The sequence below is a fragment of the Paenibacillus sophorae genome (genome assembly GCF_018966525.1).
Lineage (GTDB): Bacteria > Bacillota > Bacilli > Paenibacillales > Paenibacillaceae > Paenibacillus_AQ > Paenibacillus_AQ sophorae.
In genome coordinates, this window is sequence record NZ_CP076607.1 from 4,803,840 (window position 1) to 4,820,548 (window position 16,709).

At 50.2% G+C, this 16,709-nt stretch carries 19 protein-coding genes, 1 pseudogene and 1 riboswitch; of the genes and pseudogenes, 7 read left to right on the plus strand and 13 right to left on the minus strand.

Features of this window, described 5'->3' with window-relative positions:
* Positions 1–71 precede the first annotated feature (71 nt).
* Both metE and KP014_RS23315 read right to left on the minus strand, forming a co-directional pair.
* The gene (metE, locus tag KP014_RS23310; RefSeq protein ID WP_090834138.1) at positions 72–2,372 is read right to left on the minus strand and encodes a 5-methyltetrahydropteroyltriglutamate--homocysteine S-methyltransferase; all 2,301 of its coding nucleotides are present in this window, start codon (positions 2,370–2,372) and stop codon (positions 72–74) included.
* Positions 2,373–2,592: 220 nt separating this feature from the next.
* Positions 2,593–2,796: riboswitch (cobalamin riboswitch) on the minus strand.
* A 94-nt stretch (positions 2,797–2,890) separates the two neighbouring features.
* On the minus strand, positions 2,891–3,754 hold the full coding sequence (locus KP014_RS23315) for an undecaprenyl-diphosphate phosphatase (protein ID WP_036604125.1): 864 nt from the start codon (positions 3,752–3,754) through the stop codon (positions 2,891–2,893).
* A gap of 218 nt (positions 3,755–3,972) precedes the next feature.
* Here KP014_RS23315 and KP014_RS23320 point away from each other — a divergent pair, with 218 nt between their 5' ends.
* Positions 3,973–4,809 (plus strand): serine/threonine protein kinase, encoded by an 837-nt coding sequence (locus tag KP014_RS23320; RefSeq protein WP_036604127.1) that lies wholly within the window; start codon positions 3,973–3,975, stop codon positions 4,807–4,809.
* Positions 4,810–4,887: 78 nt separating this feature from the next.
* Here the strand turns inward: KP014_RS23320 and KP014_RS23325 are convergent, their stop codons facing one another.
* The 3 genes from KP014_RS23325 to KP014_RS23335 all read right to left on the minus strand — a co-directional run bounded on the left by KP014_RS23325 (position 4,888) and on the right by KP014_RS23335 (position 6,681).
* On the minus strand, positions 4,888–5,073 hold the full coding sequence (locus KP014_RS23325; protein ID WP_090834137.1) for a hypothetical protein: 186 nt from the start codon (positions 5,071–5,073) through the stop codon (positions 4,888–4,890).
* A 106-nt stretch (positions 5,074–5,179) separates the two neighbouring features.
* On the minus strand, positions 5,180–5,863 hold the full coding sequence (locus KP014_RS23330) for a YitT family protein (protein WP_036604128.1): 684 nt from the start codon (positions 5,861–5,863) through the stop codon (positions 5,180–5,182).
* A gap of 323 nt (positions 5,864–6,186) precedes the next feature.
* Entirely contained in the window at positions 6,187–6,681 is a 495-nt protein-coding gene (locus KP014_RS23335; protein ID WP_036604129.1) for a Crp/Fnr family transcriptional regulator, read from the minus strand.
* A 164-nt stretch (positions 6,682–6,845) separates the two neighbouring features.
* Between KP014_RS23335 and KP014_RS23340 the strand changes: the two genes are divergently transcribed.
* Together KP014_RS23340 and KP014_RS23345 are read left to right on the plus strand one after the other, a co-directional pair.
* Positions 6,846–7,016 carry a hypothetical protein gene (locus KP014_RS23340; RefSeq protein WP_175491847.1) on the plus strand — a complete coding sequence of 57 codons (171 nt, stop codon included), beginning with the start codon at positions 6,846–6,848 and terminating at the stop codon, positions 7,014–7,016.
* Between the two features lie 288 nt (positions 7,017–7,304).
* Positions 7,305–8,384 (plus strand): AI-2E family transporter, encoded by a 1,080-nt coding sequence (locus tag KP014_RS23345; protein ID WP_036604130.1) that lies wholly within the window; start codon positions 7,305–7,307, stop codon positions 8,382–8,384.
* 86 nt (positions 8,385–8,470) lie between these two features.
* Here KP014_RS23345 and KP014_RS23350 read toward each other — a convergent pair whose 3' ends face one another.
* From KP014_RS23350 to rnhA, 3 genes are all read right to left on the minus strand, one after another.
* Positions 8,471–8,875, minus strand: a complete 405-nt coding sequence (locus KP014_RS23350) for a hypothetical protein (protein WP_036604131.1) — start codon at positions 8,873–8,875, stop codon at positions 8,471–8,473.
* 30 nt (positions 8,876–8,905) lie between these two features.
* Positions 8,906–9,574 carry a uracil-DNA glycosylase gene (locus KP014_RS23355; RefSeq protein ID WP_036604135.1) on the minus strand — a complete coding sequence of 223 codons (669 nt, stop codon included), beginning with the start codon at positions 9,572–9,574 and terminating at the stop codon, positions 8,906–8,908.
* Positions 9,575–9,645: 71 nt separating this feature from the next.
* Positions 9,646–10,314, minus strand: a complete 669-nt coding sequence (gene rnhA, locus KP014_RS23360; RefSeq protein WP_036604132.1) for a ribonuclease H — start codon at positions 10,312–10,314, stop codon at positions 9,646–9,648.
* Between the two features lie 423 nt (positions 10,315–10,737).
* Between rnhA and KP014_RS23365 the strand changes: the two genes are divergently transcribed.
* On the plus strand, positions 10,738–11,025 hold the full coding sequence (locus tag KP014_RS23365) for a hypothetical protein (protein ID WP_036604134.1): 288 nt from the start codon (positions 10,738–10,740) through the stop codon (positions 11,023–11,025).
* Positions 11,026–11,165: 140 nt separating this feature from the next.
* Here the strand turns inward: KP014_RS23365 and KP014_RS23370 are convergent, their stop codons facing one another.
* The gene (locus KP014_RS23370; protein ID WP_036587643.1) at positions 11,166–12,518 is read right to left on the minus strand and encodes an IS4 family transposase; all 1,353 of its coding nucleotides are present in this window, start codon (positions 12,516–12,518) and stop codon (positions 11,166–11,168) included.
* Between the two features lie 186 nt (positions 12,519–12,704).
* On the opposite strand from KP014_RS23370, the gene KP014_RS23375 reads away from it, so the two are divergent.
* The 3 genes from KP014_RS23375 to KP014_RS23385 all read left to right on the plus strand — a co-directional run bounded on the left by KP014_RS23375 (position 12,705) and on the right by KP014_RS23385 (position 14,678).
* A complete protein-coding gene (locus KP014_RS23375; RefSeq protein ID WP_036599494.1) occupies positions 12,705–13,640 on the plus strand; it encodes an aldo/keto reductase in 936 nt (311 codons plus the stop codon).
* A gap of 446 nt (positions 13,641–14,086) precedes the next feature.
* Positions 14,087–14,287 carry a hypothetical protein gene (locus KP014_RS23380; RefSeq protein WP_036599497.1) on the plus strand — a complete coding sequence of 67 codons (201 nt, stop codon included), beginning with the start codon at positions 14,087–14,089 and terminating at the stop codon, positions 14,285–14,287.
* A gap of 181 nt (positions 14,288–14,468) precedes the next feature.
* Positions 14,469–14,678, plus strand: a complete 210-nt coding sequence (locus KP014_RS23385; RefSeq protein ID WP_036599499.1) for a hypothetical protein — start codon at positions 14,469–14,471, stop codon at positions 14,676–14,678.
* Positions 14,679–14,740: 62 nt separating this feature from the next.
* On the opposite strand, the gene KP014_RS23390 is transcribed toward KP014_RS23385, so the two are convergent.
* The 4 genes and pseudogenes from KP014_RS23390 to KP014_RS23400 all read right to left on the minus strand — a co-directional run bounded on the left by KP014_RS23390 (position 14,741) and on the right by KP014_RS23400 (position 16,688).
* Positions 14,741–15,199, minus strand: coding sequence for a GNAT family N-acetyltransferase (locus tag KP014_RS23390; protein WP_036599501.1), 459 nt, complete (start codon positions 15,197–15,199; stop codon positions 14,741–14,743).
* Between the two features lie 12 nt (positions 15,200–15,211).
* A complete protein-coding gene (locus tag KP014_RS23395) occupies positions 15,212–16,006 on the minus strand; it encodes a Cof-type HAD-IIB family hydrolase (protein WP_036599503.1) in 795 nt (264 codons plus the stop codon).
* Positions 16,007–16,093: 87 nt separating this feature from the next.
* Positions 16,094–16,201, minus strand: a pseudogene (locus tag KP014_RS29480) (NUDIX hydrolase); the annotation flags it as partial.
* Between the two features lie 52 nt (positions 16,202–16,253).
* Positions 16,254–16,688: a GNAT family N-acetyltransferase gene (locus KP014_RS23400; RefSeq protein ID WP_036599504.1), complete on the minus strand. Its 435-nt coding sequence runs from the start codon at positions 16,686–16,688 to the stop codon at positions 16,254–16,256.
* Positions 16,689–16,709: the final 21 nt, after the last annotated feature.

Consider the following 16,709-nt stretch of genomic DNA (forward strand, 5'->3'; position numbering starts at 1 on the left):
AAGTGTATATTCAAAGAATAAACCGGGATCGGATTCCCGGTTTATTCTTTGTCAAGCCGATCTTGCGTAAGTTACGGCTGAATAGCCCGCGCCTTCTTTCTTGCATCTTCCGCAGCTGCCACCATATTCCGCAGCGAAGCTTCCGTTTCGCTCCAGCCCCGCGTCTTCAGTCCGCAGTCCGGGTTGATCCAGAACTGCTCCGGATGCAGCACCCGCAGCGCCCGGTCGATACCGGTCTCCATTTCTCCCACCGACGGAACACGCGGACTATGGATGTCGTAGACTCCAAGGCCGATCCCTTTGTCATATTCCATTTTCTCAAAGCTTGCAATCAGCTCACCATGGCTTCGCGACGTCTCAATGGAAATAACATCCGCATCCATATCGGAAATGGAATCGATCATATCGCCAAATTCGCAATAGCACATATGGGTATGAATTTGTGTCGTATCCCGAACGAGATTCGTGGAAATGCGGAAAGATTTTACGGCCCAGTCCAGATAATGCCTGCGGTCCTTCTCCTTAAGCGGAAGTCCTTCGCGCACCGCCGGCTCGTCCACCTGAATCATTTCCACTCCGGCGCTTTCAAGCGCCAGAACCTCCTGCCGCAGCGCAAGCGCAATCTGGTTCGCTACCCGCTCCCGGCTTAGATCGTCGCGAACGAATGACCAGTTCAGAATCGTGACCGGCCCGGTCAGCATGCCCTTTACCGGAAGCTTCGTCAAAGATTGCGCATAAACGCTTTCCTTGACGGTCATCGGTTCGGTGAAAGCGACATCGGCGTAAATGACCGGCGGCTTGACGCAGCGGGAACCGTAGGATTGCACCCAGCCATTCTGCGTGAACAGAAATCCATCCAGCTTCTCCCCGAAGAACTCCACCATATCTGTCCGTTCAAATTCGCCGTGCACCAGAACATCCAGACCGATGTTCTCCTGAAGAGCGATGGCGTCCACAATTTGCCGGTGGATAAAGTCGTCATAGACTTCCTGGCTCAACTCGCCCTTGCGCCATTTCAGCCGCGCCTGCCGGACTTCCGGCGTCTGCGGAAAGCTGCCGATTGTCGTTGTCGGCAGCAACGGCAGACGCCACTTGTCCTGCTGGCGCTTCGCCCGCTCGGCATAGGCCGGACTCCGCCGGTCAGGCAGCTCCGTCAAGCCGCGTTCAAGCTCTGCCACGTCCGCGCGGCTGCGCTCGGGCAGTTTGCGGAAGGCGGCCAGCGCAGCCTGCGTCTCGGCTAACGAAGCCCCGGCGGCGTCACGGCCTTCAAGCAGCGCCCGTTTCAGCAGCGCAAGCTCTGCCAGCTTCTCATCGGCAAAGGCCAGCGCGTTCCGCACCTCCTGCTTCAGCTTCTCCTCGCTGCGCACCGTCACAGGCACATGCAGCAGGCTGCTGGATGGCTGCAAAATCAGCTTGCCCTCCGGGACAAGGGCAGCCAGGCGCTGAGCCAGCGCCAGCTTATCGTCCGGGTCGCAGCGCCAAATCCCGCGCCCGTCGATCACTCCGGCTCCAAGCGTCTTATCCCCCGGCCAGCTCAGGCGCTCAATCGCTTCCAGATTGGCCCCGCTGTCGTGTACAAAATCGAGTCCGATTCCCTGCACCGGCAGTTTAAGCAGGGCTTCAAGCGGCTCGGCGGACTCAAAGTATGTCTGCAGCATAATGGAAAGACCCGGAACAGCGGAATGAAGCTCGCTATAAATATCGCTTAGAAGCTCAATATCCTCTTCCCGCAGTCCGGTCACCACAGCAGGTTCATCTATTTGAACCCAAGCCGCCCCCTCCCGCTCCAGCTCCTGCAACAGCTGCACATAGACCGGCAGAAAGCGCTGGGCCAAACTGCGGATTTCCGATAGGGCAAAGCCCTTGGACAGTTTCAGGAATGTATAGAGTCCAATGACCACGGGCTTGCCGTCAATGCCTGCCTGCTTTTTAGCGAACCGGTATGCGGCAAGCGGTTTGTTCTCTGTTAGAACAGGTGTAAGATCCCCAATCTCCGGCACGATGTAATGGTAATTCGTATTGAACCATTTCGTCATTTCGCATGCCGCCGCCCGGGAATTACCCCGTGCCATCGCAAAATACAAATCCAGTCCGGCAGGTCCATCTTCATACCGGTACCTGGGCGGCACAATACCGAACATGACTGCCGTATCCAGCACATGATCGTAATACGTGAAATCCCCGACAGGAATCAGATCGATGCCCGCCTCCTGCTGCTTGCGCAGATTATCCAGCTGAATGCGGTCCATTTCCGCCCGCAGCTGTTCCTCCTGGGTTCGTCCCGCCCAGTAAGCCTCCAGCGCTTTTTTCCATTCCCGGTTCGCGCCGATTCTTGGATATCCGAGATTGCTTATTTTTACTTGAGTTGTCATTTCCATGCTCCTCCTATTCGACTTATCCTACTGTAATCTTTCACAAAACATCATATTCCGTTGTTTAAGGAAGTAATATCTTATCCACCTCGGAAGGCCCGCTTCCTTTTTCCCATAAACGATCCAACAAAAAGGCGTCCTTCCTTAAAAGCGCAAGAGGAAAGACGCCTACGTTAATATCACGTTTGCGATCCAACACCTCCCTATCTCCCGTAGGTTCAGCAGTGCGTCGAAACAGGCAGGTCTCCTGGCTGCGGCGTCATCGTCATCAGCGGCCTTCCCGTCAGCGCTGGGCTGACAGTGGCATAAAGGGCCGAAAGACTCTTCCGTTACAGTGGCGGGACCGCGTCGGCTTTGCACCGAGCTTCCCTTTTAAGCTCCGGAACTCTCTATTCCGGCAAGCACCTGTTTCCGTTATTTAGTGAATGGTTGATGAGTACAACTTTTATGTTACGGCAAGACCCTGCGGCCCGCAATAGGAGACAGGGGTTCTGGTTATATCGATACCTGATAACCGGTTAAAAGAAAATAATATAGACCAGGGCGGCCAGCACGATGCGGTAGATTGCGAACGGCAGCAGCTTGATCCGGTTGATCAGCTTCAGAAAGAACCGCATCGACAGCAGCGCGAATACGAAGGCGCTGATAAATCCGGCGATAAAGAACGGCAACGCATCCAGCGTAAAATACTGCCAGTTCTTGTAAAGCGAGATCAGGCTTGCGCCGGCCATGATCGGCACGGCCATAATAAAGGTGAAGTCAGCGGCGGCCCGGTGGCTCAGGCCAAGAAGGACGCCTCCCGAAATCGTCGAGCCGGAGCGGGAGAAGCCGGGCCAGAGAGAGAAACACTGGATCAAGCCCACCGCAAGCGCTTGCCTGTATGTAATCTGGTCAACACTCTGCGTCCTGACGCGCTTCGGAGCAAATAAATCCGCGCAGATCATAAATACGGCGCCAATTACAAGACCGATCAGCACAGTTGATGTCGAGAACAAATATTCATCAATATAATCTTCGAATAACATTCCTAGCAGACCGGCTGGAATTAGACCTGCAATAACCTGCCCAAGCTTCAGACGGCCCCCGGTCTCTATCTGCGCCGGCTGGCCGTCCGGGACCGGTTCAAGCGAGCCGCGGCTGAAGCGTTTCAGTCCGAGCAAATCAATAAAGCGATTCCTGAAAATGACGACAACCGCAAGGATTGAACCGAGCTGGATCACGACTTTAAATGTATTAGCCGTGTATTTTCCGAGAAATTCCTGCGATTTCAACCACATATCATCGACAATAATCATATGCCCTGTAGAGGATACTGGGGCGAATTCGGTCAGGCCTTCAACCAGACCAAGTACGATGGCTTTAATAATGGCTAGCAGATCCAAGCTTACGCCTCCTCAATGATTAGATTTCAATATTTTTTCTTTATACTGTTGCTTAAACACCGGACGTAATTTCTGAAACTTGCAGCCCTATTTTTCAAGCAAGAAACTCTAACGCACTCTCTTGTCATCTGACTTCCAGACTTGCGAATGCCCCAGGTAAATATGCAATAATGAAGGAATAGATTACACATGACGGAATAATGTTGGGAGGATGTCCATTGCTTGCACGCCTGCGCGCATTCATATCTGCCTGGAGGGATTACCCCAGGGAGAAAGGGGAGCTGATCGGACAGCGTTACGAGGTGCTCTCGCGGATCGGCATGGGAAGCTACGGGCTGGCTTACCGCTGCCTGGATAAACTGGAGAGACGCCAGGTGGCCGTCAAGCAGGCCAAACCGAGCAAGCGGGATACTGGAAAGCAGATGCTGAAGCGGGAACGGGATATCCTTATGCAGCTGGATCATCCCTATATCCCGGCCTGCAGAGATTATTTTGAGGAGATGGGTTCTGCTTGGCTGGTTACCGATTATATTGAAGGTTATACATTGGAGCAGCTGATTTTCGAGCAGGGATGCATATTTGGGGAAAAAGACACCCTGCGCTTCGTCTTGAGCTTGATGGAACGGGTAAACCATGTGCATGAACGCGGCTTCGTGCACCTTGATTTACGCATTCCCAACATCATACTCCGGGGGGATGATATCTATTTGATCGATTTCGGTCTGGCCCGCCGGATCGGGGACGAAAGCCCGAGTAATGACGGCGAAGCGGAGCGGGATAAAGACGGACTGCCGAAGCGCATGCCCGCGTCCAAACAATCGGATTTGCACGACATCGGACATCTTATGCTCTTTATGCTGTATTCAGGGTTTACCCCCACGCCGGGCGGCGGCGAGCGCAGCTGGTCAGAAGAGCTGGAGCTTACGGCGGGGGTGCGGCACATACTGCTGAGACTGCTTAACGAGGAATCGAATCCATACACGGAAACGCAGGAGTTCATTCAGGATGTCCAGCAGGCATTATCCGATATGGACTTTCGCGGCCGATCTCATTGAATAACAAGAAACGGACGCCTCCCGAAATTAGGTTAGCATCCGTTTCTTATTTACTACATTTAAGAAGCGAGCGAATATTCAACTTGAACTTCCATATCTGTTCTTGTAATAGCCGTGGCCGCGTGCGCTCCCATAACCGCGTTTGCTGCTTGAGGAATTTCCGTAATGCATCGGTCTCCGGTAATTTCCGGAAGAACCTCCGCGTCTTTCGTATTTCGAGTGTCCGACGGAGTGAATGAGTTTGTCGATAAGTTTCCTGAGCATGCTGTTTCCTCCTTTTCTTCGGATACTGTATAACTTTAGGATTTGCATCCTTACTCCTTCTATACGTTAAAAAAGCCAGCCGGTTTCGGCTGACCCCAAGTAATTGTTATAATTTCCCCGCAGCGGTGGCTTCCTTACGGCCCACAAGCGCAGGCTGAACCTGCAGCTTCTTCTTTCTCCGCTTCGGTTTACCGAACGAAGTTGTAAACGTGATAACCTGGCCGGCCACGATCACCGCCATCGCCGTATACATCGTTTCTCTGAGCGGCATATAGAAGAGTGACAGCAGCAGCACGACAATGTCCATTATAATGAACACGGTGCCGACCTTGATCCCCTTCCACTCGCTGATCAAGAGAGACAAGATGTCGTCACCGCCGCTTGCGCCTCCGCATCGCAGCACCAGCCCCGCGCCAATACCCGTTAGCAGTCCGGATAAGAGCGCCGCCAGCGCCAGATTGCCATGGAAATCAAGCACCAGTCCGGAATAGCGTTCCATCAGTCCGTAGAACACGGTAAACGACACAATGGAAATGAATGTATTGCAGACAAATCCCTTTCCTTTGAGCACCAAGGCTGCCAGCAGAACCGGAAGATCAAGCAGCAGGACGGTAACGGATGGCGACAGTCCCAGAACGTACTTGCCGAGCAGCGACAGTCCTACGAACCCGCCTTCGGTCAGATGGTTCTGATAATTGATGTGATAGTAAGTAAAGCTAAGCAACAACGTTCCGATCAAATTAATAGTTAATTGTAGCGGCAGACGAACACCGCTGTTATGGTTCCTCATACAGGCTCCCCTTATCGTAAATGGCGGCTAGACGTCCCACCAACCTCTACGACGGGGTGAACCGGTTGTCTTTCTCCTTCGCATACCTATTCCCTTCCTTCGTAGAGGCGGTTTAGCGTCAACTGACTGTTCACACACCTTCTACAAGGAAGCTAAGTATAAGATAGATCATAACGTTTCCAAATCGTCCTTTGGGGATTCGTCCTTCGGGGACACATGGTATCCTGATCCTTTCGATTTTGTTTTGAAGTCTGACCCCATTATACCACGGAAAAAGCCATTTCCCAATAAGGAGACAAGTTCTTCCAGAAAAAAGTACAAGCTCAGCCACGCAGCAGCCTGTTCACCGTCTCCCTGCGGACGCCGATCAGCTGTCCGATCTCTTCCTGGGTCAGCAGTTCTGTCAATGGGACCCCATGGGAATAATCGCGCAGCCATCCGATCAGCAGCTCCAACCTTTCGGCAGGCGCCCCGATCGTAAGATGGTCCAGACGGGTCTGCATGAATCTTACCTTCTCCTGCAGCAGAAGAGCAACCTCCATCGCTTTACCGGGCTCCTCGCGCAGCTGGCGGTACCACTCCGACGCGGGGATGAGCTGGGCTTCGCTGCTCATCAGCGCAGTGGCTGTCCCATGGGCTTCTTTAGGTGAGATGAGCGAATGATGAGGCACCGTCTCGCCAGGATATAGGATGTTAAACAGCACGATATTCCCATTCTCATGCAGCCTGGTCACTTTAAATAAACCGCTCTTAATATGGTACAGCGTATCACAGCTATCGCCCTGCCTAAATAAAATCTCTCCTTTATGCAGTATCATCCTCTAATTCTCCTTTAGCCAGTGATTGTCCGATTAATCCAGTATAATCAATACGCGCCTTCCTGCTCAAGAAGCCTTGGAAAATACATCCTTCCCGCCTATTCCGTCTTTGCTCTTTATGGCATACCTTGTAGCATACGACCAGTTGAAGCGGGTGAGAGAAGATGGCAAATAAGAAAAGCATCCAAAGCATCCCACAGGAAGAGGAACTGTCCGCAGAAGATTACGCCATCATCGCTGCGGCGCTGAGCGCTTTGGGCGATTTCTTCTTTTTCTTGTCCCTCGTAAAAGCAAAGGAATCGACTCAGGCTGAGACTAACAAAAAAACAAAATAACAAGAAGAAACGACTGCGCCGTTCTCGCAGGAGAAGGGTATCCGTTTCTCGTAGAATTATAAGGCCATCTATAAGCGTGAATTTTAAAGATTCTTATATTTACATCAAAGCAAGGCTGTCTCCTGTCCGTTTATTCGGGAAGACAGCCTGTTTGGCATGTTCTCCGTCCCTCTCCTGAATCGAATCCAGCGGTTATAAACATAGACTTGGGTTTAACTATTTAGTAGAGTTAGCATATCAGTAGAGCCACCATACATACGATTCGGTCTATATTAGGAGGTGCGGCCATTGCTGCTGCAGAACAAGTTTTTCCGTACCACGCTTGGAATTATATTTCTTCTGCTTATCCTTTATCTCGGCTCCAAGGTTTTGGTTATATTCTCGCCCATTGGGACCATCATTAATCTTCTGCTCGTGCCGATGATGCTCTCTGGGTTCATGTATTATTTGCTTCGCCCGCTGGTCAATTATCTGGAAAAAAGAAAGCTCAAGCGCCCGATCGCCATTTTGCTCATCTATGCGGTATTTATTGCTCTGTTCGCTATTTTCTGGGTCGCCGTCTGGCCGACGCTGCAGGATCAAATCCAGAATTTTATCCGAAATGCCCCGTATCTTGTCCAAGATCTCCAGACCCAGCTTGACCGTCTGCGCGAGAACCCGATGTTTGCGCGCTTCTTCCGCGGAGAATCGGATCTGACGGTCCGGTTAACCGAATACCTGCAAAACGCGGTAACCTGGGTGACGAACTCCATCAGCAATCTGATTACCGTCATCTCCAACATTGTTGTCGTTGTGGCCACACTGCCGATTATTTTGTACTATATGCTGAAAGACAGCCATAAGCTGCCCCGTATTCTGCTCGGCCTGGTTCCGCGAAAATACCGCAGTGAAGGGCAGGAGACGCTGGAGCAAATTGATTCGGCGCTCAGCAGCTTCATCGTTACGCGGGTGGTTCTTAATCTGATCCTGGGCCTCACCCTGTACATCGGTTTTCTTGTGATCGGTTTGCCATATGCCCTGCTGCTGGCCCTCGTGTCGGTGCCTCTGAACTTCATTCCCTATATTGGCGCTATTCTTGCCTCCATTCCGGTCGTTATCGTCAGTTTTATCGAATCTCCCATGACCGCCTTATGGTCTCTGGTGATTATCGTCGCCTCGCAGCAAATTCAGGATAACCTGCTCACGCCGATCATTTACGGCAAATCTCTGGATGTCCATCCGCTGACAACGGTAATCCTTGTACTCGTGGGCGGAGAATTCTACGGAATCATCGGTGTGCTGATAGCGCTGCCGGTCTATATGACCGTCAAAATTATTTTTCTGCGGGTATACGAAATTATCATCGCGGAACGGACGAACGAAATGTAATTTAAACCCGATCTAACCATGTAAAAAGGCCTTGCCTGCGTTATTAGCAGACAAGGCTCTTTGAGGTTGCTTGCTTAAGCCGCACACTAGCCTCTTAGCGAGCGGACGACAAACAGATGCGTTCCTTTCATCAGCGTTCTTCCGTCTTCCAAAGTGACCGATCCCTTCGTATGGGAAACAAGGGTGGTATTAAGCGCAATCAGCCGGTCCCCCTTCCAGACCGAGACCGCCGACTTGAAATAGACGGCATTATCGAATTGCAATCGGTCTTTCATAATATAGCCGACGGAATGAAGGACCGGAGGGAGCGCTCTTTCTTTGGGAGCCAGCGCCTTGATAATCGCAATGTCACGAATGGGGACTCCGGCCTCCTGATGGCCGATCACAACGCGCCCCCCGGCGCTGTCCCACTTGCGCAGCACACCCCTCATCGTGACGTAAGGAGGCTTTCCAAGATACGCAATAACCGGCTTGCCTACCCAATGTCTCATTCAAAATAGCCCCCTTCTGCCTTTCCCGTCCTATAAATTCGGTATGGTCCAATCGATCGGTTCCAGACCGTGAGCGCTCAGAAATTGATTGGTCCCCGAGAACGGATGGCTGCCGAGAAAGCCCCGGTGAGCCGAGAACGGACTCGGGTGCGCCGACTGGATCACTTTATGATGGTTCTGGTCGATGAAAGCGCCCTTCTGCTGGGCATGGCTACCCCATAGAATGAAGACCAGCGGCGTGCCCCTTTCGTTCAGTTTCTCCATAATAGCATCCGTAAACCGTTCCCAGCCCATTCCTTTATGCGAATTGGGCTGGCCTTCGCGCACGGTCAGTACCGCATTGAGCAGGAGCACACCCTGCTCCGCCCAATGCAGCAGCGATCCGTGATTCGGACTGCCAGCGCCGATATCACTGGCCAGCTCTGCATAAATATTGCGCAGGGACGGCGGAATTCTCACACCGGGCATCACCGAAAAGCTGAGCCCATGGGCCTGTCCCGCGCCATGATAAGGATCTTGTCCCAGAATGACAACCCTCGTCTTGTTGTAGGCCGTCAGCTTCAGAGCTGAGAACAGCAGTTCCTTCGGCGGATAAACCGTATACTGCTTATATTCCCTAGCCAGTGTATATCGCAGCTCCTGAAAATACGGCTTCTGCGTTTCTTCATGCAGTACCTCGTCCCAATCATTGCCGAATATCATGTGATTCCCCTTCCATATCTCCCCAGTATGGATTCGCTCCCTGCTGGGAGGCAGGGAACGCTTCTCTCTTATTTTCTTCCGTAATCCGCCTTGATCTCTCCCCACTGCCGGGTCTGCCACTTCAGTACCTTGTTGTCGTATGTATGCGTCTGAAGCCAGTTCACCGCTCGGTCGATGAGCCCCCAGATCTCCTCCGTCGTATGGTCCCGGGGCAGGGTGGTCGACACCTTCTTCTCTCTGACCCATTTCATTGCGTTGACCGAATCGCTGTATACCGTCTTGCCGCTGCCTTCTTTCTGCAGAAGCGCAAGGGCGTGCACAATAGCCAGAAATTCACCGAGATTATTCGTACCCTTGCTAATCGGACCGCAGGAGAAGATAACCTCTCCCGTCCGTGTGTCTACTCCTTTATATTCGACAGGGCCGGGGTTTCCCCTTGTTCCCACATCAACCGAGATGCTGTTATAGTCGACTGTTTCTGCGGCTGTCTGAGCGCCTGTGCTCTTGGAAGAATGACTTACCTGGGACCCGCCGGCTGCGCCGCCTTTTTCAGACCCTGTCTTGCCCCAATTGCCCTTCCAGCCTGCCCGGAACGCTTCCTCAGCCGCGGTCTTCGACTCATAGGATTTGTATTTTGCTCCCGTAAACTGGTCCGTCTGCCGCTTGCATTCCGCCCAAGTCGCGTACACACCCGGCTTGCGTCCCTCCCATACCACATAATATTTCTGTTTTGCCACGATGCGGCTCCTTCCTGCAGCATTATTGATATTAATAGTAAATTACAAATGAGGCAGACACAACAGGAAAAGCAGCCGGTAAACTAAGAGTGTCCTGCAGGGTGTTTCGACAAATCCACTGCTGTTTAATAAAGTAGGTAAGCAAAATGTCGACATACAGTATGATATACAAAATGGATATCTCAAATCTCAAGTAAATTCAAGGGTGTAAACGTTTTATATGAACACAAATACGAAGCAATTTGGGACTATGTGGCTATTTTGGGGATTCGAATTTTTCCGACAAAAACATCTCTTCACTCCTGCCGCAAGTTCCAGTATCATACTATATATACAGTACAAAACATACACTTTTGAAGTCAGTATTGTACAATCGCTGATCGATAAAGTTATGCTACTAAACTACTATTAGGAGGGGCAATTATGGTTCTCTTATTTCACAACGCTACTGAAGAAAGGCTCGAACGTTTATCACGGGATGTTCAGGCAATTAATGATGAGGCGCGCCAATCTTCTTACGAAATGTCCGTGGTAAGGAAACCTTCAGGCTCCGGCTATGAATGGGAGGTTACGGTTTACGGAAGGAAGGTAACCGTAAAATCGGAAGACATCCTCAAGATCCAAAGAAAGCGCTTAGACTTGAGTATTAAAGACATTTTCAAAGAGATTGTCGCCTGGAAATTGAAAGCGTTGTCCACATTGCAATCCTAGCTCCTGCGGCAGCAGTTGGCTCTACCATTTAAGTAATTGCTCATCCTAATACGGCAGCCCTCCCCCTTCTGCGGGGGAGGGCTTAACGCGCTGCCCGTCAACTTTTGGTTATATATCATACATTTGTTATACTTAATAACTCAACTTTCGCAGCTCAAATCTTTAAACAAACCCTTGATATAGCTGGGTAAACTAGAGATCCAATCCTGCAGTTGACAAAAAACCGACGTTTGGTTCTTCTTGGTCTTCGCTTGAGCCATTTCGAGAAATAAAATCATGAGTTGCTGGAGCGCAGTCTGGAAGTTCAGATCGCGGACCTCGTCCGCAAAGAGAAAAAAGAGTCCACCGAGTGTTCGATCATCACTGGCTTGACGACGTTCGTATTCCATTGCCAAATAACGGCTGAATACAATGGTAGTATGGCTAATCAGTTGGTCAAACGAACGGCCTTGAAACTCCGTTCCGAGTTTTAAATAGCTTTTGGTTACTTTGAAAAAGGTCTCTATATTCCAACGCATCCCGTAAATTCGCACGATTTCGGCGGAATCCAGGGAGACGTCTGTACTTAAAATCGCAAGCCATTCCCGCCGTTTGTTGCGGTTGCGCACAAAAACGAGCTTCACGGGCAGACCGCAGGTCGTGTGTATGCTCATGGAACCTTTAATGTCTTTGGAACTCGACTTCGGAAGGCTTTGAAAGACTTCACGTAGCGTCATTCGCTGTCCTTGAACAAGATATCGCTGTTTCATCTCCTTCACCATCCCAATGACGGAAAGGCCTTTGTCCGTTAATTGGCGAAGAAGTGGGGCTTGAGTAAACCAGCTATCCATGAGTACGTAATCAGCGGTAAAACCTGCAGCTAACGCCCTTTCCAACAACGAGACTACGGCATCCGGTTTTCGAGAGAAAGACTCCATTCGACGCTTGTACCCCATGCTGCGTTTTGAGATTTTTGAAGTCATTTCGCAGATTCGATTTGCAAGCTTGGCCGAAGAAAGCATGACAAAGTCAAGCGGAGCAAAGCTAAAGCCATCTGACCAGCCTAGCGTCAGCAGGGTGTAGCCTTTGGTGAACTTACCTGTCGTATGGTCAAATACCCGAGCTAATAATTCGGCTTTTTTACTCCGATTTCGGCTCAGCACGGAATCGTCGATGATGAATACTCGCACACGAGAAGATGAAATGAGTGACTCAAAATGCGACACGATTCTAAAGCTTAGCGTATGCAGAAATTTCCTCCACGCAAAGGAAGGATGATTCAGGAATCGATAGACGACATCTTTTCCAGGAAGATACGTGCCCCGCTGGCTTTCTAGCAACCGGAACCAGTTCTTTCCCTCAAATACCAAAGAGAAGACGATTTGAAAGACCGCGAGACTGGAAAGGCCAAATGACTTGGAAATCCCCGCATTTCGTAAGGATTTCCCGATTTGAAGAGTAGCGAAAAGTTTGGAAAAGCGAGACTGTTCAGACAGGGAATGTTGTTGTAACATAGAGTTACGCACCTTTCTTGTTGGCATGGTTGCTCGACACTTCCATGATACCAAACAAGCAAGGTGTTTTTTGTCAATACGGACAAATTTATTGGATTCTTCTTACTGCCTCAAGGGTTTATGCTGATTTTTTAGGTGCGAAAGTTGAGTTAATAAGTAACTATACAAAAGGAGATGAACATATTAATGTCTATTAAACAACAGCTTGGACGAACAGACCTTTATGTTACTCCCATTGGACTCGGCACAAATGCTGTCGGCGGGCATAACCTGTTCCGGAACCTGAACGACGAAACCGGTAAGGAGATGGTTCGTACCGCTCTGGAGCATGGTATTAACTTTCTGGACACGGCCTATATTTACGGGCCTGAACGGTCGGAGCAGCTTATTGGCGAAGTGCTTAAAGAAAAAGGCAACCGGGACGAGATCATCATCGCGACCAAAGGCGCGCATAAACTGGTTGGCAGTGATATCGTGTTCGACAACTCTCCAGCCTTTCTGGAGGCTTCGGTGGACGCCAGCCTGAAACGGCTCCAGACGGATTATATCGACCTGTATTATATACATTTTCCGGATGAGAATACGCCCAAAGACGAAGCCGTAGGCGCGCTGCAGCGCCTGAAGGAAGCGGGGAAAATCCGGGCAATCGGCGTCTCCAACTTCAACATCGACCAGCTCCGCGAGGGCAACCGAAACGGTTATGTCGATGTGATTCAATCGGAGTACAGCCTACTCGCGCGTCAAGCCGAGAAGGACCTGCTGCCTTATGCCAAAGAACACGGCATTTCTTTTATTCCGTATTTCCCGCTGGCCTCCGGGCTTCTTGCCGGCAAATACGACCGAAACGCTACCTTCTCCGATATCCGCGCGAACAATCCGCAGTTTGCCGGCGAAGCTTTTGTCCGCAACCTGGAGAAAGTGGATCAGCTCCGCGGAATCGCCAAGTCGAAGGATACGGAGGTCGCCAATCTGGTTCTTGCCTGGTATTTGACCCGGGACGAAATCGACTCGCTTATTCCGGGCGCCAAGAAGCCGGAGCAAATTCTCGCCAACCTCAAAACGCTGGATGTCAAGCTGAACGCGGATGAAATCGCGAAGATTGATAATATTTTCCGCGATTAATTCAAAGCATATCAGCCGCTCTCATCCTAAATTTTCCGCCTGTACTGTATGTCAAACGGTGATCGGGAAATGGGAGGGGGGCGAACGGATGAAACGGAATTCCTCCCTCTTATTTATCTGAAAACGGCTTAAACAGGGCATGGAAGGGAATTTCTCCGCTTTATTCAGGCGATTTGGCCGAAACCATAAGAAATTGGAGAAATAAGCCGGAGCTTTTCCCGTTTATCGTTCCAGGACAGCCTTTTTCCGAAAATATAAGGGACATTTTCCCGTTCGTGCTTGTGTCTGCCAGAGATCAAATGTCCACTCCAGATTCTTACTTGTTTCCATGCCGTCCAGTCAGGCCTGTGCTCGTTCAATCTCCCTGATCCGGTCTACTCGTTACATAGAAAGACCGGTTTTGCATAACCTAATCAGCGGACCTATGCAGAAAGGAATGAAAACCCATGGAGGATAAGAACAGGCTGACGGATCCCAAGGGAAGCGGCGTGGAGCCGATTCCCGATCCTGACAACCCCCAAGCGGAACGGGAAGGGGCGACCGGCAAGGTGGAAGATATCGTCGGGGGCATTATGGACAATATTGAGGAGAGTCTGACCGGGGACACGCCTGAAGATGTTAATACAAGCGAAGAGAGCAAACAATAACGTCATTCCAAAAGCAGCGAAAGGCCGCAGAACTCAGCGCCTGCCGCTGCTTTTTTTGCTGCCCTAAATTCAAAAATGTGACCATACTGAAAACTTATTGAAACTTTCGAAACACCGATGTATAATTTAGCAAATTAACGCGCTCCCATATGCTAGTCCAAGAAAACCAGGAGGGAAAGTCATGCCATATACGATTATGAAAAACGCCGAATTTTTTACCGCCGCACTGGCGCAAAAATACGTGTTCGCCCTGCAGATCGGTCCTGACGGCATGTATTCCCGCGTAGGCGCCGGCCTTGTCCAAATGTTCTCCGATGAGTACGTGAAGCTTAAAAATTTTGACGGGTCGGTTATGCTGTACTCCAGATTTGACACCAAGTTCCAGCACTAGGTACCTCAGTTCGGATTGAAGTACCTAGTATGGAAAATAGTAAGACCGATATTCCCTACGATTCATATTTTTCGCTCCTTCTCCAAATAAATGATGGTTAAGTGCCGGTCGACCTCTACCTTCCGACACGGTTTAAAGCCCAACTTAGCGTATAGATAGAGATTTTTTTGGCTTTTTTCACCGGTGAACAATTCATATTTGCGGCAACTGCCAAACTGCTGTTCAATTGCATTTAGCAGGGTCGTCCCGATTCCGGTACTTTGATGATCCGGGTGGACAATCAGCTTGCCGATTTTGCAAACCTGATTCTCTTGATAAGCTCTTACGGAACCTACGATTTTGCCGCTGATCACCGCTTTAAGCACAAAGTGCCTCTCCAGTTCTTCTTCCAACTCGCTTAAGTTCTGCATCAGCGGCTGAATGGTATAGTCATTATAGATTTGCGCTTCGCTTTGGTATGACAGATACTGAAGCTCCAATATTTCAGCCGCATCCTCCCGCTCCGCCTTCGATATTTCCATAACAAAATCCTCTCATTCAGCTATTGTTGTCAAAAGATATTGTTCCAGCACCAACGCTACGCCATCCTCATCGTTACTGACCGTAACTTCTTGCGCCATGGCTTTGAGAGGGGCAACCGCATTGCCCATCGCAACGGAGTACCCGCAAATTTCAGACAGTCCGATATCGTTATAATCATCGCCAAACGCCATAACCTTTTCCAAAGAAATGCCAAATTTTTCGCATAAGAATCGAACGGCTTGCTCCTTAGAAGCATCCTTGGACATGATCTGCACCAGCGTTCCGTTATCGGTAAGAATAATATTCAGGCTTGAACCGAACCTTTCGAACAAAAACTTGTAATCCGGAAGCCCACTGATGAGAATCTTGGTTGCGTCATACTGGCGTAATTCTTCCATCGTCTTCAGAACAGGCCGTCCCCGGACATGCTTAACAACGGAATCATCCACCTCGCGCAAACTGAACCATTCATCCTGAACTTCCACTCCAATAACAATATCTGGATGGGAATCCACGCAATAATCCAACAGCTCTCTCGATAATGAAGAGGGGATTGAATAATGGGCGTTAACATTCGTTTGTACGCAGCTCACCATAGCGCCGTTGTAGAAGACAAAGGAACCTATATCCTGAAGCTTTTGGGGCAGCATCTGTTTAACCGCTCTCGGCGGCCGGGCCGTTGCAAAAATAATTTGCATTCCACTTTGATGGCAGGCAAGGATGGCTTTGAGATTTCTGTCCGTAACCTTCTTCTCCGAATTTAACAGGGTTCCGTCAAGATCAAGAATGATCGCGGCAATGTTCATACCCTTCTCCTTCCACATCTATCTATTCAAACATCGCTGCCTCTCTTTTTTGCCGGGAAAAGATCTCTCTAGGGTAAGGGATCACGATAAGCTTTCATTCAGATCGTTTCTGATGATCGCTGCGACCGAGGGCATGAACAATAATCCCGAGCCTACTTTAGCCCTCAGGTTTTGATAATATTCAGACATTGGCATACGGTTCACCTTACGGTATTTTTGTTAAACCTCCACTTACTCTCCTAAAATGCTATACGCTGTCTTTGCTGACCCATCTCATCCCCGGCGCCGCCTCAGGCCGTTCCTCAAACCCGAACTTTTTATAAAAGCCGGACTTATGCGCCGCCGCAAACAATTGGACCATCAGGATATCCTGTTCTTTGCACTTTTTGAGCAATCTGCCCAGAATACCGCTGCCAATGCCCTTGCCCTGGTAATCCGGTAAAATAATCAAATCACATATGAACGCTTGAAAAATGCCATCCGAAATCACCCGGCCCATTCCTACCAGCCGATCCTCCTCAAAAGCTGAAACAACCAGCCAACTTTGGCGCAGAGCCGCTCCCAGCTGCCCGCTTCCCTTCTCCTTTACCCCGTGCCAGCCCGCGCTTTCAACCAAAGTGATAAATTCTTCCCCTGTCGGCGTGTACTCGCGGTATGTAACAGGCTGCAAATCCTTGGACATGATAATATTCACCTCCGGCCG

Excerpts from the sequence above, each read along its gene's own strand:
- metE (WP_090834138.1), bottom strand. The coding sequence starts at position 2,372 with ATGACAACTCAAGTAAAAATAAGCAATCTCGGATATCCAAGAATCGGC.
- KP014_RS23325 (WP_090834137.1), bottom strand. The coding sequence starts at position 5,073 with ATGCTCAGGAAACTTATCGACAAACTCATTCACTCCGTCGGACACTCG.
- KP014_RS23330 (WP_036604128.1), bottom strand. The coding sequence starts at position 5,863 with ATGAGGAACCATAACAGCGGTGTTCGTCTGCCGCTACAATTAACTATT.
- KP014_RS23335 (WP_036604129.1), bottom strand. The coding sequence starts at position 6,681 with ATGATACTGCATAAAGGAGAGATTTTATTTAGGCAGGGCGATAGCTGT.
- KP014_RS23340 (WP_175491847.1), top strand. The coding sequence starts at position 6,846 with ATGGCAAATAAGAAAAGCATCCAAAGCATCCCACAGGAAGAGGAACTG.
- KP014_RS23350 (WP_036604131.1), bottom strand. The coding sequence starts at position 8,875 with ATGAGACATTGGGTAGGCAAGCCGGTTATTGCGTATCTTGGAAAGCCT.
- KP014_RS23365 (WP_036604134.1), top strand. The coding sequence starts at position 10,738 with ATGGTTCTCTTATTTCACAACGCTACTGAAGAAAGGCTCGAACGTTTA.
- KP014_RS23370 (WP_036587643.1), bottom strand. The coding sequence starts at position 12,518 with ATGTTACAACAACATTCCCTGTCTGAACAGTCTCGCTTTTCCAAACTT.
- KP014_RS23375 (WP_036599494.1), top strand. The coding sequence starts at position 12,705 with ATGTCTATTAAACAACAGCTTGGACGAACAGACCTTTATGTTACTCCC.
- KP014_RS23380 (WP_036599497.1), top strand. The coding sequence starts at position 14,087 with ATGGAGGATAAGAACAGGCTGACGGATCCCAAGGGAAGCGGCGTGGAG.
- KP014_RS23385 (WP_036599499.1), top strand. The coding sequence starts at position 14,469 with ATGCCATATACGATTATGAAAAACGCCGAATTTTTTACCGCCGCACTG.
- KP014_RS23390 (WP_036599501.1), bottom strand. The coding sequence starts at position 15,199 with ATGGAAATATCGAAGGCGGAGCGGGAGGATGCGGCTGAAATATTGGAG.
- KP014_RS23395 (WP_036599503.1), bottom strand. The coding sequence starts at position 16,006 with ATGAACATTGCCGCGATCATTCTTGATCTTGACGGAACCCTGTTAAAT.
- KP014_RS23400 (WP_036599504.1), bottom strand. The coding sequence starts at position 16,688 with ATGTCCAAGGATTTGCAGCCTGTTACATACCGCGAGTACACGCCGACA.